The following is a 23,478-nucleotide window of genomic DNA, read 5'->3' as shown; positions in this document are numbered from 1 at the left end:
CCCGTCGCACAGTTCAGACCGATCATGTCGATCCCCAGCGGCTCCAGCGCCGTCAGCGCCGCACCGATCTCCGAACCCAGCAGCATCGTGCCGGTGGTCTCGACGGTGACGGAGCAGATCAGGGGGACGCTGACACCGAGGGCCTCCATGGCGCGGCGGGCACCGATGATGGAGGACTTGGTCTGGAGGAGGTCCTGGGTGGTCTCGACGAGCAGCGCGTCGGCGCCGCCGGAGATCAGGCCCTCGGCGTTGACCTGGTAGGCGTCGCGGATCTGGGCGTAGGTGATGTGGCCGAGGGTGGGCAGCTTGGTGCCGGGGCCCATGGAGCCGAGCACCCAGCGCTGCTGTCCGGTGGAGGCGGTGAACTCGTCGGCGACCTCGCGGGCGATGCGGGCGCCGGCCTCGGAGAGCTCGAAGTTGCGTTCGGGGATGTCGTACTCGGCCAGGGCCGCGTAGTTCGCTCCGAAGGTGTTGGTCTCGACGCAGTCGACGCCCACCGAGAAGTACGCCTCGTGGACCGAGCGCACGATGTCGGGGCGGGTGACGTTCAGGACCTCGTTGCAGCCTTCGAGCTGCTGGAAGTCTTCCAGGGTGGGGTCCTGTGCCTGGAGCATGGTTCCCATGGCTCCGTCGGCGACGACCACGCGGGTCGCGAGCGCCTCTCGGAGGGCATCGGCCCGGGTCTGGGTGTCTGCGGGCGGGTTCGGCAACGAGGCCATGGTTGAGCTCCCTGGGATGCGACGGCTGTCGGCTTTGCGCCCCCGCTGTGTCAGGGGTGCACGCGGTCAGGGTAACCGCGCGGCACCCGCCCCGGTGAGGGCGTCCCACGTGGCGGACTGCATTCTGTGCGCGGGAGTCACACGGAAGGTCCCCTGGTCGGCGGCGCACCGGCAAACACCCAACCATGCACAAGGTCGGCATCGACCGATAGTGTTCAGCATTGTCGAACTACGTCAGCAGGAGGCTGCGCGATGGCACGGAACATCCAGTCGCTCGAACGAGCCGCTGCGATGCTGCGGCTCCTGGCCGGCGGGGAGCGCCGGCTTGGTCTCTCGGACGTGGCGTCCTCCCTGGGCCTGGCCAAGGGCACGGCGCACGGGATCCTGCGCACGCTGCAGGCCGAGGGCTTCGTCGAGCAGGACCCGGCCTCCGGGCGCTACCAGCTGGGCGCCGAGCTGCTGCGGCTGGGCAACAGCTACCTGGACGTGCACGAGCTGCGCGCCCGGGCGCTGGTGTGGACGGACGACCTGGCCCGGGCGAGCGGCGAGAGCGTGTACGTCGGCGTGCTGCACCAGAGCGGGGTGCTGATCATGCACCACGTGTTCCGGCCGGACGACAGCCGTCAGGTGCTGGAGGTGGGGGCCATGCAGCCGCTGCACTCCACGGCCCTGGGCAAGGTGCTGTCGGCCTACGACCCGGTCGCGCACACGGAGGCACTGGACGGCGAGCGGGAGGCGTTCACGCCGCGCACGGTGACCGACGCGGCGGGCTTCGAGGAGGTCCTCGACCTGACCCGGGCGCGGGGCTGGGCGGCCGACGTGGAGGAGACCTGGGAGGGCATCGCTTCGGTGGCGGCGCCCATCCACGACCGGCGCAGGATGCCGGTGGGCGCGGTCGCCGTGGCGGGCGCCGTGGAGCGGGTCTGCGGGGAGTCCGGGGAGCCGCGTGCCGCCCTGGTGGCGTCCGTGCGGGACTGTGCCCGGTCGGTTTCGCGCGACCTCGGAGCAGGCCGGTTCTGAGCTTGACCTGATCCCCTTTGGTCCACCCCTTGGCCGCTTTGGGCGCCATTCGGGTGGACCTCTTCGTTTCCGGACCGGCCATTGGCCGGATTTGGGCGATCGTACCGAGTGGTAACGATCCGGTTCTTTGACCTGGTCAGGCCTTGACGCGTTCTGAACCCAGGCGGAAAACTGCCGTTCATCGGTCGGCATTGTCGAACACCTACCGGCAATACGCGTTAGGGTAGGGCGAGGCCATGGACCGGTGAACCACTCACCGAGTGCGCGGACCACCGGAGGGACCCGGTGTCCGCCCACCCCCTGGACGTAAGACAAAGGAGTCGCGGGTGTCCAGCTCCGACATCTTCATCGGCGAGACCATCGGTACCGCCCTGCTCACTCTGCTCGGCGGCGGCGTGTGCGCCGCTCTCACGCTCAAGAGCTCCAAGGCCCGCGGCGCGGGCTGGCTCGCGATCACCTTCGGGTGGGGCTTCGCCGTCCTGATCGCCGCCTACGTCTCCGCGCCTCTCTCCGGCGCGCACCTCAACCCGGCGGTCACCGTCGGCATAGCCGTGAAGACCGGCGAGTGGGGCGACGTCCCCGTCTACTTCGCCGGCCAGCTGCTCGGCGCCATGATCGGCGCGGTCCTGATGTGGATCACCTACTACGGCCAGTTCCGCGCGCACCTGGCGGACCCGGAGAACATCAAGGACGCCAAGCTCGGCCCCGAGGACCCGCACCCGCACGACGTCGCCGGCCCGGTGCTCGGCATCTTCTCCACCGGCCCCGAGATCCGCAACGTGGTCCAGAACCTGGCCACGGAGATCATCGGCACCTTCGTCCTCGTCCTCGCGATCCTCACCCAGGGCCTCCAGGGCGAGGGCAAGGGCCTCGGCGTCATCGGCGTCCTCATCACCTCCTTCGTCGTCGTCGGCATCGGCCTCTCCCTCGGCGGCCCGACCGGCTACGCCATCAACCCGGTCCGCGACCTCGGTCCCCGCATCGTCCACGCCCTGCTCCCGCTGCCCAACAAGGGCGGCTCGGACTGGGGCTACTCCTGGATCCCGGTGGCCGGCCCGCTCGTCGGTGCCCTGCTCGCCGGCGGTCTGTACAACATCGCGTTCGCCTGATCAGCTTCGGCCGCGTTCGTAAGATCCGCACCGCCCTCCTGATTCCGCCTACTCAACAGACCTGCCAGGAGCAGCCACCATGACCAGCAGCACCGGCCCCTTCATCGCCGCGATCGACCAGGGCACCACCTCCTCCCGCTGCATCGTCTTCGACCGCGACGGCCGCATCGTCGCCGTCGACCAGAAGGAGCACGAGCAGATCTTCCCGAAGCCGGGCTGGGTCGAGCACGACGCCACCGAGATCTGGACCAACGTCCAGGAGGTCGTCGCCGGCGCCATCGCCAAGGCTGAGATCACTGCCGCCGACGTCAAGGCGGTCGGCATCACCAACCAGCGCGAGACCACCGTCCTGTGGGACAAGAACACCGGCGAGCCGGTGCACAACGCGCTGGTCTGGCAGGACACCCGCACCGACTCCCTCTGCAAGGAGCTCGGCCGCAACGTCGGCCAGGACCGCTTCCGCCGCGAGACCGGCCTGCCGCTGGCGAGCTACTTCGCCGGCCCGAAGGTCCGCTGGCTGCTCGACAACGTCGAGGGCCTGCGCGAGCGCGCCGAGGCCGGGGACATCCTCTTCGGCACCATGGACTCCTGGGTCATCTGGAACCTCACCGGTGGCGCCCAGGGCGGTGCGCACGTCACGGACGTCACCAACGCCTCGCGCACCATGCTGATGAACCTGCACACCCTGGCCTGGGACGAGAAGATCGCCGAGTCGATGGGCGTCCCGCTCAACGTGCTCCCCGAGATCAAGTCCTCCGCCGAGGTCTACGGCCACGTCAAGGACGGCGTCCTCGCCGGTGTCCCGGTCGCCTCGGCGCTCGGTGACCAGCAGGCCGCCCTCTTCGGCCAGACCTGCTTCGCCGAGGGCGAGGCCAAGTCCACCTACGGCACCGGCACGTTCATGCTGATGAACACCGGCGACAAGATCATCAACTCCTACAGCGGCCTGCTGACCACGGTCGGCTACCAGATCGGCGACCAGAAGCCGGTCTACGCCCTGGAGGGCTCCATCGCCGTCACCGGCTCGCTCGTCCAGTGGATGCGCGACCAGATGGGCCTGATCAAGTCCGCGGCCGAGATCGAGACCCTGGCCTCCTCCGTCGAGGACAACGGCGGCGCCTACTTCGTGCCGGCCTTCTCCGGTCTGTTCGCCCCGTACTGGCGCTCCGACGCCCGCGGTGTGATCGCCGGCCTCACCCGGTACGTCACCAAGGCGCACATCGCCCGTGCCGTCCTGGAGGCCACGGCCTGGCAGACCCGCGAGATCACCGACGCCATGACCAAGGACTCCGGCGTCGAGCTGGCGGCCCTCAAGGTCGACGGTGGTATGACCTCCAACAACCTGCTGATGCAGACGCTCTCGGACTTCCTGGACGCCCCCGTGGTGCGTCCGATGGTCGCCGAGACCACCTGCCTCGGCGCCGCCTACGCCGCCGGCCTGGCCGTCGGCTTCTGGCCGGACACCGACGCCCTGCGCGCCAACTGGCGCCGCGCGGCGGAGTGGACCCCGCGGATGCCCGCCGAGCAGCGGGACCGCGAGTACAAGAACTGGCTCAAGGCCGTCGAGCGGTCCATGGGCTGGATCGACGACGAAGACGCCAGCTGACGCACCAGCTGTCGAATCGACGAGGAGCTGAAGAGACATGAGCACCCTGCAGAGCGTCCCCACACTGGGCACGCACCCGACCGCCGGCTCGAACCCGAGCCGCGCCGAGACCCGTGAGCAGCTGGCCAAGGCCACGTACGACCTGCTGGTCATCGGCGGTGGAATCCTGGGCACCTCGGTGGCCTGGCACGCCGCGCAGTCGGGTCTGCGGGTGGCCATGGTGGACGCCGGCGACTTCGCCGGCGCCACCTCCTCCGCCTCCTCGAAGCTGGTCCACGGCGGTCTGCGCTACCTGCAGACCGGCGCGGTCAAGCTGGTGGCCGAGAACCACCACGAGCGGCGGGTGCTGGCCAAGGACGTGGCCCCGCACCTGGTCAACCCGCTCACCTTCTACCTGCCGGTCTACAAGGGAGGCCCGGTGGGTGCGGCCAAGCTGGGCGCGGGCGTCTTCGCCTACTCCGCCCTCTCGGCCTTCGGCGACGGCATGGGCAAGGTCATATCCCCGGCCCGTGCCGTCGCCGACAACCCCGGCCTGAAGACCGACAACCTCAAGGCCGTCGCCGTCTACTACGACCACCAGATGAACGACTCCCGCGTGGCCGTGATGACGGTCCGCGCGGCCGTCGAGTCGGGTGCCGTCGTCCTCAACCACGCCGAGGTCACCGGCCTGCGCATGACGCGCGGCCGGGTCTCGGGTGCCGAGCTCAAGGACCGCCTCGACGGTACCGAGTTCGGCGTCGACGCCCGCGTCGTGCTCAACGCCACCGGCCCGTGGGTGGACCACCTGCGGCGCATGGAAGACAAGCACGCGCTGCCGTCGATCCGCCTCTCCAAGGGCGCGCACATCGTCATGAAGCGCAAGTCGCCGTGGAAGGCCGCCATGGCCACCCCGATCGACAAGTACCGCATCACCTTCGCCCTGCCGTGGGAGGACCAGCTCCTGCTCGGCACCACCGACGAGGTGTACGAGGGCGACCCGGCGGACGTGCGCGCCACCGAGAAGGACATCCAGCAGATCCTGGACGAGGCCGCGTTCTCGATCAAGGACTCCGACCTCGACCGCTCCCTGATGACGTACGCCTTCGCCGGCCTGCGCGTGCTGCCCGGCGGTCCCGGCGGCGTCGAGAAGGCCAAGCGCGAGACGGTCGTCTCCGAGGGCGCGGGCGGCATGCTGTCCGTGGCCGGCGGCAAGTGGACCACGTACCGCCACATCGGCCGCGTGGTCATGGACAAGCTCGCCAAGCTCCCCGGCAGCCCGCTGACCGAGGACATGGAGCCGGTGAAGTCCCTCGTGCGCCGCGTCCCGCTGCCCGGTGTCGCCAACCCGAACGCCGTCGCGCACCGCCTGCTGGTGGACCGCGAGCCCGGCACCCGGATGGACCCGCTGACCGCCCGCCACCTGGCCTCGCACTACGGCTCCCTGGCCTTCGACATCGCCCGTCTGGCGAACGAGGACGCGGCGCTGGCCGAGCGGATCCACCCGGACGGCCCGGAGATCTGGGCGCAGGTCGCCTACGCCCGCGACCACGAGTGGGCCGAGACCGTGGACGACGTGCTGCGCCGCCGTACGACGGTGACCGTCCGCGGCCTGGACGACGAGTCCGTGAAGGCCCGCGTCGAGGAGATGCTGGCCCGCAAGGCATAGCTCGTACTCAGGTGGGGAAGAGGGGCGGTTCCGAGGGGAACCGCCCCTCTGTCGTGGGCTGTGGCGGCCGACCCCACAAGGCTTAGGCTTTCCCACGTACACGAGGAACTTCGGAAGGAGACCTGGGTGATCGAGCTTGAGGGCGTGCCCGAGCTGATCGACCCGGTCATGGTGGCCGCGTTCGAGGGCTGGAACGACGCGGGTGACGCCGCCTCCGGTGCGGTGGCGCACCTGGACCGGGAGTGGAAGGGCGAGGTCTTCGCGGCGCTCGACGCCGAGGACTACTACGACTTCCAGGTCAACCGGCCGACGGTGTTCCTGGAGCACGGGGTCAGGAAGATCACCTGGCCGACGACGCGGTTGTCGGTGGTCCGGATCGGCGGCGCGAAGCCGCGCGACCTGGTGCTGGTGCGGGGCATCGAACCGTCCATGCGGTGGCGGTCGTTCTGCAACGAGCTGCTCGGTTTCGCGCACGAGCTGGGCGTGGAGATGGTCGTCATCCTCGGCGCCCTCCTCGGGGACACCCCGCACACCCGGCCGGTGCCGGTCAGCGGGGTGACGTCGGACCCGGACCTGGCACGGACGATGGACCTGGAGGAGACCAAGTACGAGGGCCCGACGGGGATCGTGGGCGTGCTCCAGGAGGCCTGTACGCACGCGGGTGTTCCGGCGGTGTCGCTGTGGGCGGCGGTGCCGCACTACGTGTCGCAGCCGCCGAACCCGAAGGCGACGCTCGCGCTGCTGAACCGGCTGGAGGACCTGATCGACGTCAGGATCCCGCTCGGGGAACTGCCGGAGGACGCGCGGGCGTGGCAGCTGGGGGTGGACCAACTGGCCGCCGAGGACAGCGAGGTGGCGGAGTACGTCCAGACGCTGGAGGAGGCGCGGGACACGGCGGACCTCCCGGAGGCGTCGGGTGACGCGATCGCGCGGGAGTTCGAGCGGTACCTGCGGCGGCGGGACCCCTCGTCTGGCGACGGGCCGGGGGACGGGTCGTACCTGCGGGACACCTCCGGCGGGCCGCGCGCGCCCAAGCGCAAGCCGGACCCCTCCCCGGAGGAGCCTCCGGCGGCGCCGCCGGAGGACGAGCCCGGGGACGACTCCCCGGAGGCCTAGCGGTCCCGGAAGGGCGGGCGGGGTACGGCTGCCGCTGCGCGGAGCTGTCCCCTACCCGCCCTTTCACCGTTTCCTGGGGCTCCGCCCAGACCCCGCGCCTCAAACGCCGGCGGGGCTGATTTCAGCCCCGCCGGCGTTTGAGGCGGAAGCGGAGAAAGGGCGGGGCGGGGAGAAGGCTCCGCGCAGCGGATCCCCGGCCCCGCCCCGGGTGCTACAGGGCCACGCCCAGGAGGGCGTCGACCGTGCGGGAGACCAGGCCCGGGGCCGTCTCGTCCGTTTCGTCGGAGGCCAGCTGGGCCTCGACCCAGCGGTCCACCGCCGCGAGAGCGGCAGGGGCGTCGAGGTCACGGGCGAGGGCCTCGCGGACCTCTTCCACCAGGGCGTCGGCGGGAACGCCGTCCGGGCGGGAGACGGCCGCGCGCCAGCGGGCCAGGCGGGCCTCCGCCTCCGCGAGGACGGCGTCGGTCCACTCCCAGTCCGCCCGGTAGTGGTGCGAGAGCAGCGCCAGACGGATGGCCGCCGGGTCCACCCCGGCCCGCCGCAGGGCGGAGACGAAGACCAGGTTGCCCTTGGACTTCGACATCTTCTCGCCGTGCAGGGCGACCATGCCCGCGTGGACGTACGCCTTGGCCATCGGGAACTCGCCCGTCAGGGCGTGCGCGTGGGAGGCGCCCATCTCGTGGTGCGGGAAGGCGAGGTCGGAGCCGCCGCCCTGGACGTCGAAGCCCATGCCCAGGTGTTCCAGGGCGATGGCCACGCACTCGATGTGCCAGCCCGGCCGGCCGGGGCCCAGCGAGGCGCCGTCCCAGCTCGGGTCGCCCGGGCGGGCGGCCATCCACAGCATCGGGTCGAGGGGGTTCTTCTTACCCGGGCGGTCCGGGTCGCCGCCGCGCTCCGCGGACAGCAGCCGCATCGCCTGGGCGTCGAGGTTGGAGACCCCGCCGAAGTGCGGGTCGGACTCCACCGAGAAGTAGACGTCGCCCTCCAGTTCGTACGCGGCGCCCGCGTCGCGGAGCCGCTCGACCAGCGGCACGATGCCGGGTATGGCCTCGACGGCGCCGATGTAGTGCTGCGGGGGCAGCATCCGCAGGGCGGTCATGTCCTCGCGGAAGAGGGCGGTCTCGCGCTCCGCGAGCTCGGTCCAGTCGTGCCCGTCGCGCAGCGCCCGCTCGAGCAGCGGATCGTCCACGTCCGTGACGTTCTGGACGTAGTGGACCTGGCGCTTGTTGTCGAGCCACACGCGCTGGACGAGGTCGAACGCGTTGTAGGTCGCCGCGTGACCGATGTGGGTCGCGTCGTACGGGGTGATTCCGCAGACGTAGAGGCGGGCGACGGGACCGGGGTCGACGGTGACCGTCGCCTGGGTCGCGGTGTCGTGGATCTGGAGGTCGCGGCCCTTGCCGGGCAGGGCGGGGACCTCAGAAGCGGGCCAGGCATGCATGCTTCGAGCCTAACCGGACGACTGTTCCGGAAACGAATGGGAGCAGCACTGTTGGCTTGATCGACACCCTTGTGCTTTGGCCGGATCTGTGCGTTCGTTCCCATCCGGCCCCTTCCGTCGCCCGCCCTGCTCAGACGGGCGGCCAGGGGATCGACGGCCACTGCCCGGAGGGCTTCGGATGCGTCCCGCTGCGCAGCAGGAGGGCCACACGGGCCCGTACGGCGGCCAGCTCGGCGGGGGTGATCAGTTCGGCCAGCCGGGTGGTCAGCGGGCCGTCCTCGGCCAGCTGGGCCTCCAGGGAGGTCAGCACGGAGCGCGCCTCACCGGTCAGCGGCTCCCCCGCCCAGCCCCAGAGCAGGGTGCGGAGCTTGTCCTCGGAGTGGAAGGTCACACCGTGGTCGATCCCGTAGAGGCGGCCGTCGGGCGCGGGGAGCAGGTGGCCGCCCTTGCGGTCGCCGTTGTTGATCACCGCGTCGAGGACGGCGAGCCGGCGCAGGCGGGGGTCGTCGGCGTGGACGAGCAGGGCCGTGCGGCCCTCCCCGACCTCCGCGAGGGCGACCGCCTTCCAGCCCTCCCCGGCCTCCTCGCCCTCCACCAGCGCGAGCAGTCGCGGCTCCGGCTGTTCTCCGGCGTCGATCCAGTGCTGCACCATGCCCTCTCCGTAGGGGCCGTCGCGCAGCACGGTCGTGGGCACGAGTCCCCAGCCGGTGGCCTCGGAGACGAGGTAGGCGGCGCGCTCGCGCCGGGCGAGGTTGCCGTCGGGGAAGTCCCACAGCGGCCGCTCGCCCTTGACGGGCTTGTAGACGCATTCCGCGCTGCGGCCCTCGTAGGCCACGGTGCACAGCAGCACGGCGTTGGACGCCTCGGCGATCCGGCCGCGGACGGTGAGCTCACCGTGGGTGAGCAGCTCCTCTATCGGGGTCACGGCGCTCACACCTGGCGCCGGTACCCGTTCTGGCGGGGGCACACGTGCCCCTCGGGGTCCAGGGGCAGGCTGCACAGCGGGCACGGCGGGCGGCCGGCGTTGACCACGTCCAGGGCGCGCTTGGCGAAGGCCCGGGCCTGGGCGCCGGAGAGCCGCACGCGCAGCATGGGCGGGCCGTTCTCCTCGTCCTGGAGGAGCCGCTCCTCGGCCTCGGCGAGGTCCTCCTCGGAGTCGGCGTCGAGTTCGACGAGCGCCTGGGCCTCGACGATCATCCGCTGCTGTTCGCCGTCCCAGGCCAGCGCCATCGTCCCGACGCGGAACTCCTCCTCGACGGGGACGTCCAGCGGTGCGGTGTCGGCGGCCTCGGTGGTCGCGACGGCGGGGACGGGGGCGTTGCCCCCGGTGCGGCGCACGACCTCGTCGAGCAGCTCGTCCATCCGCTCGGCCAGCGCGGCGACCTGGGTCTTCTCCAGGGAGACGCTGGTGACGCGGGGGCCCTGGGAGGCCTGGAGGAAGAAGGTGCGACGTCCAGGCAGACCGACGGTGCCCGCCACGAAGCGGTCCGGCGGGTCGTAAAGGAACACCTGACGGGGCACGACCGGTCTCCAAGTCTGGGGCGGGGGCAGGGCTGCGCACTTGTGTTGGCCCTGCCACCCTACTGCGCCGTCCGATCAGGCCGCGCCCGCGCCGCCGCCCACGACGGCGTTGCCGCCGCCCTCGGCCGCGTTCTCCGCGGGGGGCGCCGCGGCCGGGATGAGCGGGGCGAGGTCGCCGGTGTCGCCGAGGCGCAGCAGGAAGGGCCGGGTGGGGGTGTAGCGGATCGCGGTGACCGAGCAGGGGTCGACGTGGACGCGCTGGAAGAGGTCGAGGTGCATGCCGAGGGCGTCGGCGACGACGGACTTGATGATGTCGCCGTGGGAGCACATCAGGAAGACGGCGTCGGCGCCGTGCGCCTCCTCGATCCGCGCGTGCCACTCGCGGACGGCGTCCACGGCGCGGCTCTGCATGGCGCGCATGGACTCGCCGCCGGGGAAGACGGCGGCGGAGGGGTGCTGCTGGACGATCTTCATGAGGGGTTCTTCGCCGAGTTCGGAGAGCTTGCGGCCCGACCAGTCCCCGTAGTGGCACTCCCCGATGCGCTCGTCGGTGTGCAGGGGCAGCTCGGGGCGGGCGGCGAGCAGCGGGGCCAGGGTTTCCCGGCAGCGCTGGAGCGGGCTGCAGACGGCGGCGGCGAGGGGCACTCCGTCGAGCCGCCCGGGCAGCGCGGCGGCCTGTGCGGCGCCCCGTTCGTCGAGGGCGACCCCGGGGGTCCAGCCGGCGAGCAGACCGGCGGTGTTGGCGGTGGACCGCCCGTGTCGTACGAGGATCAGCGTGGCCATGGGAGCAGCCTAAGCGCTGGTGCCGGCGTGCGGACGGGGCCCGGTGGGGGAAGAATGCCCCGCGTGATTGTGGACTGCGCGATGTACCGGGACGGCCGGCGCTCCGAGGCCCCGGGGGACCTCTCGGAAGCCCTGGCTCAGGCACGCGCGGTGGGTGACGCGTTCCTGTGGATCGGCATGTACGAGCCGACGGAGCAGGAGTTCGACCACGTCAGCCACGAGTTCGGACTGCACAAGCTGGCGGTGGAGGACGCGCTGACCGCGCACCAGCGGCCGAAGCTGGAGGTGTACGACGACTCGCTGTTCGTCGTCCTCAAGCCGGTGATGTACGACGACGACGCGGACACGGTGACCACGGGCGAGCTGATGCTGTTCATCGGCGACTCCTTCGTGGTGACGGTCCGGCACGGCGAGGGGGCGGCGCTGGCGGCGGTCCGGCGGCGGCTGGAGCACGAGCCGGGGGTGCTGCGGCACGGGCCCACGGCGGTGCTGTACGCGGTGTCGGACGCGGTGGTGGACCACTACATCGAGGTGGCGGCCGAGCTCCAGGCGGACCTGGAGGAGCTGGAGGCGGAGGTGTTCGCCCCGCAGACGGCGGACACCAAGAACACCGCCGCCCGGATCTACGGGTTCAAGCGGCAGGTGCTGGAGTTCCGCCGGGCCACGAGCCCGCTGTCGCAGCCGATGGACCGGCTCGCCTTCGGGAACGTGCCCTTCGTGCACGACCACGCCAAGCCGTTCTTCCGGGACGTCGCCGACCACCTGACGAAGGCGAACGAGTACGTCGAGGGCCTGGACCGGCTGCTGTCGGACGCGCTGGCCGCGCACCTGGCGCAGATGGGGGTCCGCCAGAACGACGACATGCGCAAGATCTCCGCCTGGGCGGCCATGGCGGCCGTCCCGACGATGGTCGCGGGGATCTACGGGATGAACTTCGACCACATGCCGGAGCTGCGGGAGTGGTGGGGCTACCCGGCGGTGCTGGTGCTGATGGCGGTCCTGTGCCTGGGGCTGCACCGGATGTTCAAGCGGCGCGGCTGGCTGTGAGCGCCGCCGCGCTCAGGCGAAGCCGGGCGCGGGGAGGGGACTGCCGCCCAGCGGGTCCGTGCGCTCGGGCTGGCGCAGCGCGATCATGCGGTGCCAGCCGCTGAAGCGCTCGTACGCGTACGTCCCGCGGATGCCGGCGGCGAGGGCGGCGGCCTTGGGCGCGGGCCAGCGCAGGAGCCGGCCCATGTGGTCCATGACGGCGAGGCTGACGTCCCGGTAGACGGCGATCTCGGCGAGGGCGCTCTCGCGCAGGAGGCGGTGGATGGTCCGGCCGTGTCCGGCGCGGGCCAGGCGCAGGAGTTCCTCGTGGCAGTAGGCGAGGTGGTTGTCCTCGTCGTGGCTGATCACCTTCACGGCCCTGCCGACCTCGGGGTGGCGGCCGAAGTGGCGCAGGAGCATGTCCATCTGGTCGGCGGCCCGCTGTTCGGTGACCCGGCTGTGCGCCAGGTAGACGACGATGTCCTCCTCGCCCAGCGGCTCGTCGCGGCGCAGTTTCTCGTGGGCGAGGCCGATGCCGCGGCGTTCGAGGAGCATCGTGTAGTCGGTCTCGGGCGGTACGGGGACGGCGGGCAGCCCGCGTTTGCGCAGCAGGGCGCGGAAGATCCGGCCGTGCTTGTCCTCGTCGGCGCCGTGCCGGGCGATCTTGGGCGCGAGGTCGCGCATGCCGTCGGGGACGAGGGCGGCGATCCTGGCGTTCTCCCAGCCGCCCTGGGACTCCCCGCTGGCGGCGATGGAGCAGAACAGCTGGAAGGCGTCGTCGCTGTCGACGATCTCCTGGAACAGGCTGCGTGCGGAGAGCATGGAACGAGTCAAATGCGGATGGAGCGGGCGGGCAACCGAGGGGTGCCGCGACTCGGCCGAATGAACGAAACCCCGGCCCGCGCCGCGGGGCGTAACCCCGCGGGCGGGCCGCGCGTTGTTCGCTGTGTCGGCCGTGGCGGGGAAGACCCCCCGAGCCCCCACCACGGCCGCAGGCTTCCGGCGCCGCCCCGCATCCGTCGCGCGGGCGGCGCCGGTGCGTCAGGCCAGGCCGGCCAGTTCCAGGGCCTCGGTGCCTGCGCGCAGGGCGGTGAGCCGCTCGTCCAGGGTGAACCCGGCCGGGGCGAGCGTGAGGGTGGTTACCCCGGCGTCGGCGTAGGCCCGCATCCCGTCGGCGATGCGCTCCACCGAGCCGAGCAGGGTGGTGGAGTCGATCAGCGAGTGCGGGACGGCGGCGGCCGCGGCCGTCTTGTCACCGCCCAGGTACTTGGCCTGGATCTCGGCGGCCTCCTTCTCGTACCCCATCCGCTGGGCGAGCTGGTTGTAGAAGTTCTGCTTGGGGCTGCCCATGCCGCCGACGTACAGGGCGGTGTAGGGGCGGAACATGTCCGCGAGGGCGTTCACGTCCTCGCCGACGGCCAGCGGTACGGTCGGGCAGACGTCGAAGCCGTCCATGGTCAGTCCGGCCTTCGCGCGGCCCGCGCGGATGTGGCGCAGGGCCGTCTCCTCCAGGTGCTCGGCGGCCGGGAAGATCAGCAGGGCGCCGTCGGCGATCTCGCCGGTCTGCTCCAGGTTCTTGGGGCCGATGGCGGCGATGTAGAGCGGGATGTGCGGGCGCTCGGGGTGCACGGTCAGCTTGAGGGGCTTGCCGGGGCCGCCCGGCAGCGGGAGGGTCCAGTGCTCGCCGTCGTAGCTGAGGCGTTCGCGGCTCATGGCCTTGCGGACGATCTCCACGTACTCGCGGGTGCGGGCGAGGGGCTTGTCGAACTTGACGCCGTACCAGCCTTCGGAGACCTGCGGGCCGGAGACGCCGAGGCCGAGGCGGAAGCGGCCCTTGGTGAGGGAGTCCAGGGTGGCGGCGGTCATGGCCGTCATCGCGGGCTGGCGGGCCGGGATCTGGAAGATGGCCGAGCCGACGTCGATCCGCTCGGTCTGGGCGGCGACCCAGGCCAGCACGGTCGCCGCGTCGGAGCCGTAGGCCTCGGCCGCCCAGCAGACGTCGTAGCCGAGGCGGTCGGCCTCCTGGGCGACGGCGAGGTTGTCGGCGTCCATGCCCGCACCCCAGTAGCCGAGATTGATGCCGAGCCGCATGTGTCGTCCCCTTACGATGTGCCGGTTTACCGATCAGTAACGTAGGTCTGCGCAGGGACTCTAGCGCGCCCGACGGCCTCACGGCAGTGCCCCAGTAGTCTCAGCGGTCATGGAGCAGAGGCATCTCGGCCGCACCGGACTGCGCGTCTCCCGGATCGGCCTCGGCACCCTGACCTGGGGCCGTGACACCGGCGAGGAAGCCGCCGCCGAGCAGTTGAAGACGTTCTGGGAGGCGGGCGGCACGCTGGTCGACACGGCCGACGTGTACGGCGGCGGGGAGTCGGAGTACCTCCTGGGGCGGCTGGTGGGCGGCCTCGTGCCGCGCCGGGACCTGGTCATCGCGACCAAGGCGGGCAGCGTCCCGGACCCCGACCGGCGCTTCAACGGCTCGCGCGGGCATCTGCTGGCGGCCCTGGACGACTCGTTGGACCGGCTCGGCACCGACCACGTCGACCTGTGGCAGATCCACGCCTTCGACCCGCAGACCCCGCTGGAGGAGACCCTCCAGGCGCTGGACCTGGCGGTGGCCAGCGGACGGGCCCGCTACGCGGGGGTCTCCAACTTCAGCGGCTGGCAGCTGGCGAAGGCGGCGACCTGGCAGCTGGCGGCGCCGGGGGTGCGGACCCGGCTGGCCTCGACGCAGATGGAGTACTCCCTGCTCCAGCGGGGCGTCGAACGGGAGGTCCTGCCGGCCGCCCTGGACCTGGGCGTCGGCCTGCTCCCCTCCTCCCCGCTCGGCCGGGGCGTCCTCACCGGCAAGTACCGCGAGGGCACCCCCGCGGACTCCCGGGGTGCGTCGGCCTCCCTGGCGGCCTTCGTGGAGCCGTACCTGGACGAGGCGGCCGGGCGGATCGTGGACGCGGTCGTCACCGCCGCCCAGGGCCTCGCGGTCACCCCGCTCCAGGTGGCCCTGGCCTGGGTCCGCGACCGCCCCGGGGTGGCCGCCCCCATCGTCGGCGCCCGAACGTCGGCGCAGCTCGCGGCGGCGCTGTCGGTGGAGGCCCTTAGTCTTCCGGAGGAGATCCGCCGGGCGCTGGACGACGTGTCCGCACCCGTGCACCGCTACCCCGACCAGGACTGGAGCACGCTGTGAGCACGGACCCCGAGACGACGCCGCCCGAGGCCACGCCCCCGGGACCGCGCCCGAAAGCCTCCGGCACCCCGGCCCCCGAGCCCCGACCCGCCCCGGCCCCGGGCGCCCCGCTCCCCGAAGCCGAGCCGCCGGCCGGAGCGGTCCCGGACGCCGGGCCGGCCTCCGCCGAAGGCGGTGCCGACGGCGGGGCGGCCCCGGGCGACGCCGGGGCCGAACCGGCGGCCGGGGCCGGGGTGGACGCCGGGGCGGACCCCGCCGAAGCTACCGACGGCGGAGCCGATGCCCGTGCCGAAGCCGAGGCGGGCTCCGGCGCCGCCGGGGCGGACGCCGGGGCCGGGGCGGAGCCGGATGAGGCCGTGCCCGCCGCGGACGGGGCGCAAGCGGACGGCGGGACGCCCGGCGGAGCCGGGGCGGAGACCGGTGGGGGTCCGGGGGCGGAGCCCCCGGTTTCGGGAAGGGGCGGGGTGGGGGAAGGCCCCGCAGGGTCCGCGCAGGCCGCCGCGCCGGACGACGCCGCCGGGCCCGGGAGCCGCTCCGGTGCCGATGGCGGGGACGACACACAGGCCGGGGGCGGGGCGGAGCCGCAGGCCGCCGAGGCCGGGAACGGGGACGAGCCGCAGGCCGCCGGGGGCACCGGCGGGGAGGGGGCCGCGGCCGGGCTCAGCGAGGCGCAGGCCGAGCTGGCCGCGCAGCGGGTCGAGCGGGAGCGGATCGCGCGGCGGAAGGCCGAGCGGGAGCACCCCGTCGACGCGGGCGGCAAGCTCAGCGGCCGCGCCGCCGACCTGCTGGCCGCCGTACGGGCCGTGGAGAGCGGGGCCAAGGCACCCGCCGTGACCTTCGACGAGGCTCCGCCCGCGCCCCGCCGGCCGGCGGCCCCCGCGCCCCCGCAGCCCCGCCCGCAGGCCCCCGTCCCGACCGTCGGCGACGTCGGGGCCGTGCGGGCCGTACTGGCGCGCGGCGGGGCCCCGGAGGCACTGGCCGGGCCGGCCGCCGAGGCCCTCGGCGAGGGCGCGGCCGAGCAGCTGGCCGAGGACCCCTGGCGGCTGCTGGCCGTCCCCGGCGTGCGCCCGGCGCAGGCCGACGGCTTCGCCCAGGCCCTGCTCGGCCCCGCGGCCGGCCCCGCCGACGCCCGGCGCGGCGCCGCCCTGGTGGACTGGCTGCTGGCGCAGGCCGCCGAGCGCGGCCACACCGCCCTGGAGGCCCCCGTGCTGGAGAAGGCCCTGGCCCAGTACGGGGCGCCGGCCCCCGCCGAGACCCTGGAGGCGGCGATCGGCGAGGGCGCGGTGCTGGTGTTCCACGAGCCGCTGGGCGAGCCCGTCGCGGAGGACGAGGAGCAGCCGGTACGCGTCCTCGTCGGCCTGGAGGAGCACGCCCTGGCCGAGGAGAGCCTGGCCGACGGCCTGGCCCGGCTGGCGGCCACCTTCACGGCCCCGGCCGACTGGTCCGCGGCCGCGGCCGGCCCCGGCGCCGACCTGGTCCGGGCGGTGGCCGCGGCCGGCCTGGTCACCCACACCGGCGGCGAGGCGGCCCGCGCCGAACCCCTGGCCCTGGCGGCGGCCGCCCGCGAGCGGGGCCTGCGCACCGTCCTGGCGGCGCACGCCCCCGCGCCCGGCGCCGTCACCGTGGCGGAGCTGCTGGCGGGGGCCCAGGGTCCCGGCCGGGACTCCGACGGCCGCTTCGAGCTGGACCTGCTGGTCGTCCTGGACGCCCCGCAGCTGGACGTGGAGGCGGCCGCGGCCCTGGTGGAGTCGGTGCCGGACGGGGCCCGGCTGGTGCTCTCCGGCGACCCCGGGGTGCTCGGCTCGGCGGGGCCCGGCCGGGTGTTCGCCGACGTGCTGGCGGCCCGCGCCTTCCCCCACGTGAATTCCCGGACCCCGGACCCGGGCCCGCTCGGCGAGCTGGTCTCGGGGATCGGGGTCGGGGAGCTGCACCAGGTCGACGCCCCCGGCAAGGAGGTCGTCATCGTGCCGGTGCGCGACGCCGGCGAGGCCGTGCACCGCACCGTGCAGTTGGTGGCCGACTCGGTGCCGCGCGCCTTCGGCGTCCCGGCGGAGGCCGTGCAGGTCATCACCCCGGGCCACGGCGGCCCGGCGGGGACCCGGGCGCTGAACGCGGCCCTCAAGGAGCGGCTCAACCCGGGCCCCGGCCGGTTCGCCGGCTTCGACCCCGGCGACCGGGTGGTCCACGTGCCCGCGCCCGGGCGGGCGGTGCCGGCCCGGGTGGTGTCCGCCGACGCGGAGGGGCTGCACCTGGACGCGGCCGGGGCGCGGATCGTCGTACCGCAGGACCGGGTGGAGGCGCGGGTGCGCCACGGCTGGGCGGTGACGGCGCACCAGGCCGTCGGCTCGCGCTGGCCGGCGGTGGTCGTCGTGCTGCCCGGGGACGCGGCGCAGGCCCTGTCCCGGGACTGGGTGTACACGGCGTTCGGGCGGGCCGGGCGGCACCTGTCGGTGGTGCACGGCGTCGACCAGGCCCTGGCGCACGCGGTGGCCCAGGTCCCGCCGAAGCCGCGCACGACCCGGCTCACGGGCCTGCTGCGGGCGCTGACGGCCGCCCAGCAGGAGCAGGTGTAGGACGAGGCGTGCCGCCTCCGCCCGCGGGGGACGGAGGCGGCACGGTCCGCGCTCAGGCCGGGGTCAGTCCGGAGGGCGCGGCAGGGCTGTCGTCGGTGTCATCGGCGTCGTCGGCGTCCTCGTCCTCGAAGTACTCCGCGTCCTCGTCGAAGACGGAACTCACGTCGAACCGGTGCAGGACGTCCTGGGGATCGGTCTGTCCGAAGGGCGTACCGAGCCAGTCCCCGGGTTCCGCGACCTCCTCCAGGGCGGCGATCCAGAGGGTGGAGTCGCCCTCCTCCAGGCCGAAGTCCTTGGAGCGGGAGGCGATCTCGTCGGGCTCGTACTCGCCGAAGAGGACGCCGAGCGCTCCGCCCGTGCCTCCGTCGTCGATGAGTTCGGCGTCGCGGTCGTGCGCGGCGACGCGTTCGGCCTGGGCGATCAGCCGGGCCGGTTCGACGACGGCGTAGTCGCGGCGGATGAGCACGCTGAACGCCGCGGGTTCGGCGGGGCCGGTGTAGCGGGCCCCTGTCTCGGGCGTCGGGATCTCGAAGGGGGTGACCTCGTCGTAGCGGTCGTAGAGGAGTTCGTCGTACTCCTCGGCAGCGGCGGCGAGTTCGTTGAACGCGGCGTAGACGGCCGGGTCCTCGTCCCCGATCCTGCTCTCGACCGCGGCGAGGTGACGGTCGAGAGCGGCCTTGACCGCCTCGGCGGCGGCGCGTACCTCGGCAACAGTGGGCAGAGCGGCATCAGACATAGTGCAGACGCTATCCGTAGCGGGCCGGTGCCCGCACAATAGATACGATGCCGGAATACGAATTCGTCGACGTGTACGTGCCCCGCGGGACGCCCCGCAAGGAGGCCACCCGACTGCTGACCGATCATGCGGAATACGGGCATTGGGAGCTCGACCGCATGACCCTGTACCGCGACGGCAGCCGCCGCGCGCGGCTGCGCCGCCGGATCATCCGCCAGGTCAGAGCCACCTGGTGAACCGGAGGCTGCCGGACGCGCGGCGACGCGGACCCCGCCGGTGCGGGGCCCGCGTCGGAGTGGCGGACCGTCAGGCGGAGTTGCGGGCGCGCCGGTAGAGCACCGTTCCCGCCAGCAGCAGTCCGCCCGCGAGCGGGAGGCCGGCCGTCATCGCGTCACCGGCGCCGGTGGCGGCGAGGCTGCCGCCCGGAGCCGGTGCGGAGTGGCCGGCCGGGGTCGTGCCGCCGCCCGTACCGGAGCCGGTGCCGGGAGTGCCCGGGGTACCGGGGTTCTGCTGCCCGCCGCCCGGCTGCTGGCCGCCCGGGGTACCGGGGGTGTGGCCGCCCGGAGTGCCCGGGTTGCCGCCGCCGGGGGTGTGACCGCCCGGCGTGCCCGGATTGCCGCCCGGCGTACCGGGGTTGCCGGGGTGGCCCGGGGTGCCGGGGTGTTCCCCGCCGGGGTGGCCCGGGTGGTCCTCGTCGCAGTCGTCATCGCCGCCGCCCGGGTTGCCGGGGTGGCCCGGGTTGCCGGGGTGGCCCGGGTGCTGCGGCCCGTGCGAGGTGTTGGCGCAGCGGTTGCCGAAGGCCGGGTTCAGACCCCCCACCACCGTCACGGTGTTGCCGCAGGCGTTGACCGGTACGGCCACCGGTGCCTGCACGTTGTTCCCGGACAGCAGGCCCGGGGAGTTCGCGGCGTGCCCGGAGGCGCCGGAGTCCGCCTGGGCGTAACCGCCGCCGAGCGCGAGGACACCCCCCGCCGCCGCCACCGTGACCAGCGTCTTCTTCGTGACCCTCGTGACCTGAACCGGTCGTCGCATCTGTGCTCGTCCCCTGGTGAGTGCGTTCGCGCGGCGGACAGGCTGTGTACGGGCTCCCCCGCCTGCCACGCCGACATGATCTGGTTCCGGGCCGGAAAGCCCGGCGGCCCCGGAGCGCTGGATTGCGCTCCGGGGCCAGAACTTCAGAAGCGTCAGGCGTTGACGCAGGTGTTGCCGAAGGCCGGGTTCAGCAGGCCGATGACGTTCACGGTGTTGCCGCAGACGTTGACCGGGACGTGGACCGGAACCTGGACGACGTTGCCGGACAGGACACCGGGGGAGCCGATGGCCGCGCCCTGGGCACCGGCGTCGGCGGCAGCCATGCCCGCACCCGCGAGAACCAGACCACCGGTGGCAGCCGCAGCGGCGACAACCTTCTTGAGCATTGTTCCTCCTAGTAGGCAATGCGGTCCCAGCCGCGGACCGCACCACCTGTAACGAGGAGGGATCACCGGGGCTACGAGCGTATGAGCGCATTCACTCTTCTCAGTGGAATCCGCACACCTTCCCGAATCCCCGGCGTTAGGCGTTGTCGATGAAGCGGTCGAGCACCCGTACGCCGAACTTCAGCCCCTCGACCGGAACCCGCTCGTCCACGCCGTGGAACATGCCCGCGAAGTCCAGCTCCGGCGGCAGCTGGAGCGGCGCGAAGCCGAAGCAGCGGATGCCGAGGTCGTCGAAGGACTTGGCGTCGGTGCCGCCCGAGAGCATGTACGGCACGGCGCGCGCGATGGGGTCCTCGGCCCGGAGGGCGCCCTGCATGGCGTCGACGAGCTTTCCGTCGAAGTCCGTCTCCAGGGCCTTGTCGGCGTGCACGTCCTCGCGCTTGACGCGCGGGCCGAGGATCCGGTCGAGGTCGGCGAAGAACTCGTCCTCGTAGCCCGGCAGGAAGCGGCCGTCCACGTGCGCCGTGGCCTGGCCGGGGATCACGTTGACCTTGTAGCCGGCGCCGAGCATGGTCGGGGCGGCCGAGTTGCGCAGGGTCGCGCCGACCATCTTGGCGATCCCGCCGAGCTTGGCGAGGGTGGCGTCCATGTCGTCGGGGTCGAGCGGGGTTCCGAGGGCGTCCGAGAGTTCGTCGAGGAAGTGCCGAACGGTCTTCGTGACGCGGACCGGCCAGGTGTGGCGGCCGAGGCGGCCGACGGCCTCGCACAGCTCCGTGATCGCGTTGTCGGTGTTGGTCATGGAGCCGTGGCCGGCGGTGCCCTCCACCGTCAGCCGCATCCAGTGCATGCCCTTCTGGGCCGTCTCCACCAGGTAGAGGCGGAGGTTCTCGTTCACGGTGAAGGAGAAGCCGCCGACCTCACCGATGGCCTCGGTGACCCCCTCGAAGAGCCCGGGGTGCTTGTCCACCAGGTGGCGGGCGCCGTACGTGCCGCCCGCCTCCTCGTCGGCGAGGAAGGCCAGCACGATGTCGCGGGGAGGCTTGCGCCCGCTGCGCATCCGGTCGCGCACGACGGCCAGCGTCATCGCGTCCATGTCCTTCATGTCGACGGCACCGCGGCCCCACACGCAGCCGTCGGCGATCTCGCCGGAGAAGGGGTCGTAGGTCCAGTCGGCGGCGTTCGCCGGGACCACGTCGGTGTGCCCGTGGATCAGCAGGGCCGGCCGCGAGGGGTCCTCGCCCTCGATCCGGGCGACGGTCGAGGCGCGCCCCTTGTGCGATTCGAAGATCTGCGGCTCCAACCCCACCTCGGCGAGCTTCTCGGCGACCCACTCGGCCGCCTTGCGCTCGCCGGGGCCCGAGTGGTCCCCGTAGTTGCTGGTGTCGATCCGGATGAGGTCCCGGCAGAGGTCGACGACCTCGTCCTGGCCCGAGACGGTGCTGCCCGCGCCCGATGCGCCCACGATGCTTCCTCCCACTGATCACGTACCGGCTGTCCTCCCATCCTCCCGCCCGCGGCCGCTCTCCCCAAGGGCGGTCCGTCGGCCGCGGGGGGCGTGATCGAGGACCCCGGACTGTTTGGTAATGTTTTCCACGTCGGAACGGCCGCCAGGCCGGGACGCACACACCCGGTCCGGGTGGCGGAATGGCAGACGCGCTAGCTTGAGGTGCTAGTGCCCTTTATCGGGCGTGGGGGTTCAAGTCCCCCCTCGGACACATCAAGAGAGGGACCCCGCTTCGGCGGGGTCCCTCTTCGTCGTGCGGCCGGTGTTCCGGAGGGGTTCGCGGTGGCCGGAAGCCGCCGGTCGGGGGTGGCGCGGACGCCCCCGGAATGTTTGGTAATGTTTCACCTGTCGCCACGGCCGCCGAGGCCGGAACGACACACACCCCGTCCGGGTGGCGGAATGGCAGACGCGCTAGCTTGAGGTGCTAGTGCCCTTTATCGGGCGTGGGGGTTCAAGTCCCCCCTCGGACACATCAGGAGAAGGACCCCACTTCGGCGGGGTCCTTCTTCGTTTTCCTCCGCTCCGCCGCCGTACGGGCCCTGGAACGGCGAAGGGCCCCCGGGCGGGCCCGGAGGCCGTCCCGGGGGCCCTTGGGGCCCGTGGGGCTGGTCAGTCGCGCGAGGCGGCGAGTTCGGCCACGCGGCGGCGGACCAGGAACCAGCCGCCGACCAGGGCCGCGGCGATGCCGGGCAGGATCATCACGGTGGTGCGGCCGACGCCGCCGTCGCACCACATCAGCACCAGCACGGTCACCAGGAAGATCAGGGTGACGATCTGCGTGTACGGCGCCCAGGGCAGCTTGTAGCCGGGGCGCTCGACGAGGCCGTTCTGCGCGCGGCGCCAGAAGAACAGCGAGCAGATCATGACCATGGCCCAGGTGCCGAGGATGCCGATGGAGGCCAGGTTGAGGACGATCTCGAAGGCCTCGCCGGGCATCCAGGCGTTGAGGCCGACGCCCGCGACGCCGAAGGCGGCCGTGAAGAGGACGCCGCCGTAGGGGACCTTGCCCTTGTTCATGAGGCCGGTGAACTTCGGGGCGGAGCCGGACATGGCCATCGAGCGCAGGATCCGGCCGGTGGAGTAGAGGCCGGAGTTCAGGCTGGACAGGGCGGCCGTCAGGACGACCAGGTTCATGATGCCGGCGGCGCCGGGCACGCCCAGCTTGTCGAAGACCGTGACGAAGGGGCTCTGGTCGGCCGAGTAGTCCGTGTACGGGAGCAGCAGCGCGAGCAGGACGACGGAGCCGACGTAGAACAGGCCCACGCGCCACATGATCGAGTTGATCGCCTTCGGCATGATCTTCTCGGGGTTCTCGGTCTCACCGGCGGCGACGCCGCACAGTTCGACGGAGGCGTACGCGAAGACCACGCCCTGGATGACCAGGAGCATCGGGAGCACGCCGGTCGGGAAGATGCCGCCGTGGTCGGTGATGTTGGCCAGGCCCGGGGTGCTGCCGTCGATGTCGTGGCTGGTGGCGACGAGGTAGATGCCGACGATCAGGAAGATCGCGAGGGCGGCGACCTTGACCAGGGAGAACCAGAACTCCATCTCGCCGAAGTACTTCACCGAGATCAGGTTGGCGGTGAGGACCACGGCCAGGGCGATGAAGGCGAGCACCCACTGGGGGATGTCGGTGAACATCGACCAGAAGTGCGCGTAGGTCGCCGCGGCCGTGATGTCGGCCACGGTGGTGGTGGACCAGTTGAGGAAGTAGAGCCAGCCGGCCGTGTAGGCGCCCTTCTCCCCCATGAACTCGCGCGCGTAGGAGACGAAGGCTCCGGAGGACGGGCGGTAGAGCACGAGCTCGCCCAGGGCCCGGACCACGAAGAAGGCGAAGACGCCGCACACCGCGTAGGCGATGGCCAGGGAGGGTCCGGCGCCGGCGAGGCGGCCGCCGGCGCCCAGGAAGAGGCCGGTGCCTATCGCCCCGCCGATGGCGATCATGTTGATGTGGCGGGACTTGAGGTCCTTGCTGTAGCCCTCGTCACCGGCGTCGACGTGGCGGGAGGAGGCCTCGGCGGTGGCCTCGGTCAAGGTGCGGTCACTCATATACGACTTCGCCTTCGTGGGTCGGACA

The 23,478-nt window shown here is 72.7% G+C and carries 21 protein-coding genes and 2 tRNA genes; 11 read left to right on the top strand and 12 right to left on the bottom strand.

Annotated features, from left to right (window positions below):
• A partial coding sequence (locus ACFY0O_RS33880; protein WP_388954003.1) for a homocysteine S-methyltransferase family protein occupies window positions 1-719 on the bottom strand: 719 nt, incomplete at its 3' end.
• A 252-nt stretch (window positions 720-971) separates the two neighbouring features.
• Between ACFY0O_RS33880 and ACFY0O_RS33875 the strand changes: the two genes are divergently transcribed.
• The 5 genes from ACFY0O_RS33875 to ACFY0O_RS33855 all read left to right on the top strand — a co-directional run bounded on the left by ACFY0O_RS33875 (window position 972) and on the right by ACFY0O_RS33855 (window position 7,215).
• Window positions 972-1,739: an IclR family transcriptional regulator gene (locus tag ACFY0O_RS33875; protein WP_388954000.1), complete on the top strand. Its 768-nt coding sequence runs from the start codon at window positions 972-974 to the stop codon at window positions 1,737-1,739.
• Window positions 1,740-2,065: 326 nt separating this feature from the next.
• Window positions 2,066-2,848, top strand: coding sequence for an MIP/aquaporin family protein (locus tag ACFY0O_RS33870; protein ID WP_388953997.1), 783 nt, complete (start codon window positions 2,066-2,068; stop codon window positions 2,846-2,848).
• A 79-nt stretch (window positions 2,849-2,927) separates the two neighbouring features.
• Window positions 2,928-4,454, top strand: coding sequence for a glycerol kinase GlpK (gene glpK, locus ACFY0O_RS33865; protein ID WP_358899572.1), 1,527 nt, complete (start codon window positions 2,928-2,930; stop codon window positions 4,452-4,454).
• Between the two features lie 37 nt (window positions 4,455-4,491).
• The gene (locus tag ACFY0O_RS33860; RefSeq protein WP_388953995.1) at window positions 4,492-6,099 is read left to right on the top strand and encodes an FAD-dependent oxidoreductase; all 1,608 of its coding nucleotides are present in this window, start codon (window positions 4,492-4,494) and stop codon (window positions 6,097-6,099) included.
• A gap of 126 nt (window positions 6,100-6,225) precedes the next feature.
• Entirely contained in the window at window positions 6,226-7,215 is a 990-nt protein-coding gene (locus ACFY0O_RS33855; RefSeq protein ID WP_388953993.1) for a PAC2 family protein, read from the top strand.
• A gap of 211 nt (window positions 7,216-7,426) precedes the next feature.
• Here ACFY0O_RS33855 and mshC read toward each other — a convergent pair whose 3' ends face one another.
• From mshC to ACFY0O_RS33835, 4 genes are all read right to left on the bottom strand, one after another.
• Entirely contained in the window at window positions 7,427-8,656 is a 1,230-nt protein-coding gene (mshC, locus tag ACFY0O_RS33850) for a cysteine--1-D-myo-inosityl 2-amino-2-deoxy-alpha-D-glucopyranoside ligase (protein WP_388953991.1), read from the bottom strand.
• A 130-nt stretch (window positions 8,657-8,786) separates the two neighbouring features.
• On the bottom strand, window positions 8,787-9,581 hold the full coding sequence (locus ACFY0O_RS33845; protein WP_388953988.1) for an SCO1664 family protein: 795 nt from the start codon (window positions 9,579-9,581) through the stop codon (window positions 8,787-8,789).
• A gap of 5 nt (window positions 9,582-9,586) precedes the next feature.
• Window positions 9,587-10,177 carry a DUF3090 domain-containing protein gene (locus ACFY0O_RS33840; protein ID WP_358898203.1) on the bottom strand — a complete coding sequence of 197 codons (591 nt, stop codon included), beginning with the start codon at window positions 10,175-10,177 and terminating at the stop codon, window positions 9,587-9,589.
• A gap of 75 nt (window positions 10,178-10,252) precedes the next feature.
• Window positions 10,253-10,960, bottom strand: a complete 708-nt coding sequence (locus tag ACFY0O_RS33835; protein ID WP_388953985.1) for a histidine phosphatase family protein — start codon at window positions 10,958-10,960, stop codon at window positions 10,253-10,255.
• Between the two features lie 54 nt (window positions 10,961-11,014).
• Here ACFY0O_RS33835 and corA point away from each other — a divergent pair, with 54 nt between their 5' ends.
• The gene (gene corA / locus ACFY0O_RS33830; protein ID WP_388953983.1) at window positions 11,015-12,007 is read left to right on the top strand and encodes a magnesium/cobalt transporter CorA; all 993 of its coding nucleotides are present in this window, start codon (window positions 11,015-11,017) and stop codon (window positions 12,005-12,007) included.
• 12 nt (window positions 12,008-12,019) lie between these two features.
• Here the strand turns inward: corA and ACFY0O_RS33825 are convergent, their stop codons facing one another.
• Both ACFY0O_RS33825 and ACFY0O_RS33820 read right to left on the bottom strand, forming a co-directional pair.
• On the bottom strand, window positions 12,020-12,808 hold the full coding sequence (locus ACFY0O_RS33825) for a ferritin-like domain-containing protein (RefSeq protein ID WP_388953982.1): 789 nt from the start codon (window positions 12,806-12,808) through the stop codon (window positions 12,020-12,022).
• A 219-nt stretch (window positions 12,809-13,027) separates the two neighbouring features.
• The gene (locus ACFY0O_RS33820; protein ID WP_388953979.1) at window positions 13,028-14,077 is read right to left on the bottom strand and encodes an LLM class F420-dependent oxidoreductase; all 1,050 of its coding nucleotides are present in this window, start codon (window positions 14,075-14,077) and stop codon (window positions 13,028-13,030) included.
• Window positions 14,078-14,186: 109 nt separating this feature from the next.
• Here ACFY0O_RS33820 and ACFY0O_RS33815 point away from each other — a divergent pair, with 109 nt between their 5' ends.
• Together ACFY0O_RS33815 and ACFY0O_RS33810 are read left to right on the top strand one after the other, a co-directional pair.
• Window positions 14,187-15,170, top strand: a complete 984-nt coding sequence (locus ACFY0O_RS33815; protein ID WP_388953977.1) for an aldo/keto reductase — start codon at window positions 14,187-14,189, stop codon at window positions 15,168-15,170.
• Entirely contained in the window at window positions 15,167-17,743 is a 2,577-nt protein-coding gene (locus tag ACFY0O_RS33810) for a helix-hairpin-helix domain-containing protein (RefSeq protein ID WP_388953976.1), read from the top strand. The genes ACFY0O_RS33815 and ACFY0O_RS33810 overlap by 4 nt, the downstream gene beginning before the upstream one ends.
• A 52-nt stretch (window positions 17,744-17,795) precedes the next feature.
• Here ACFY0O_RS33810 and ACFY0O_RS33805 read toward each other — a convergent pair whose 3' ends face one another.
• Window positions 17,796-18,479 (bottom strand): hypothetical protein, encoded by a 684-nt coding sequence (locus tag ACFY0O_RS33805; protein WP_388953974.1) that lies wholly within the window; start codon window positions 18,477-18,479, stop codon window positions 17,796-17,798.
• Window positions 18,480-18,526: 47 nt separating this feature from the next.
• Between ACFY0O_RS33805 and ACFY0O_RS33800 the strand changes: the two genes are divergently transcribed.
• Complete coding sequence (locus ACFY0O_RS33800; RefSeq protein ID WP_079425334.1) at window positions 18,527-18,715, top strand: DUF5703 family protein; 189 nt, start codon at window positions 18,527-18,529, stop codon at window positions 18,713-18,715.
• Between the two features lie 70 nt (window positions 18,716-18,785).
• Here ACFY0O_RS33800 and ACFY0O_RS33795 read toward each other — a convergent pair whose 3' ends face one another.
• The 3 genes from ACFY0O_RS33795 to ACFY0O_RS33785 form a co-directional block, all read right to left on the bottom strand.
• Window positions 18,786-19,511, bottom strand: a complete 726-nt coding sequence (locus tag ACFY0O_RS33795) for a chaplin (RefSeq protein ID WP_388953972.1) — start codon at window positions 19,509-19,511, stop codon at window positions 18,786-18,788.
• Window positions 19,512-19,663: 152 nt separating this feature from the next.
• Window positions 19,664-19,897 (bottom strand): chaplin ChpH, encoded by a 234-nt coding sequence (gene chpH, locus ACFY0O_RS33790; protein ID WP_125601690.1) that lies wholly within the window; start codon window positions 19,895-19,897, stop codon window positions 19,664-19,666.
• Between the two features lie 136 nt (window positions 19,898-20,033).
• Complete coding sequence (locus tag ACFY0O_RS33785; protein ID WP_358898187.1) at window positions 20,034-21,359, bottom strand: M20/M25/M40 family metallo-hydrolase; 1,326 nt, start codon at window positions 21,357-21,359, stop codon at window positions 20,034-20,036.
• A 168-nt stretch (window positions 21,360-21,527) separates the two neighbouring features.
• Between ACFY0O_RS33785 and ACFY0O_RS33780 the strand changes: the two genes are divergently transcribed.
• Window positions 21,528-21,612, top strand: a tRNA-Leu gene (locus ACFY0O_RS33780).
• Window positions 21,613-21,786: 174 nt separating this feature from the next.
• A tRNA-Leu gene (locus ACFY0O_RS33775) sits at window positions 21,787-21,871 on the top strand.
• Between the two features lie 139 nt (window positions 21,872-22,010).
• Here the strand turns inward: ACFY0O_RS33775 and ACFY0O_RS33770 are convergent.
• A complete protein-coding gene (locus ACFY0O_RS33770) occupies window positions 22,011-23,450 on the bottom strand; it encodes an amino acid permease (RefSeq protein WP_388953969.1) in 1,440 nt (479 codons plus the stop codon).
• Window positions 23,451-23,478 lie beyond the last annotated feature (28 nt).

This window comes from Streptomyces sp. NPDC001594 (genome assembly GCF_042893675.1).
In the GTDB taxonomy this organism is placed as follows: Bacteria; Actinomycetota; Actinomycetes; order Streptomycetales; family Streptomycetaceae; genus Streptomyces.
Note: the sequence above shows the minus strand (reverse complement) of the source record. Positions and strands in the feature narration are given on the sequence as shown.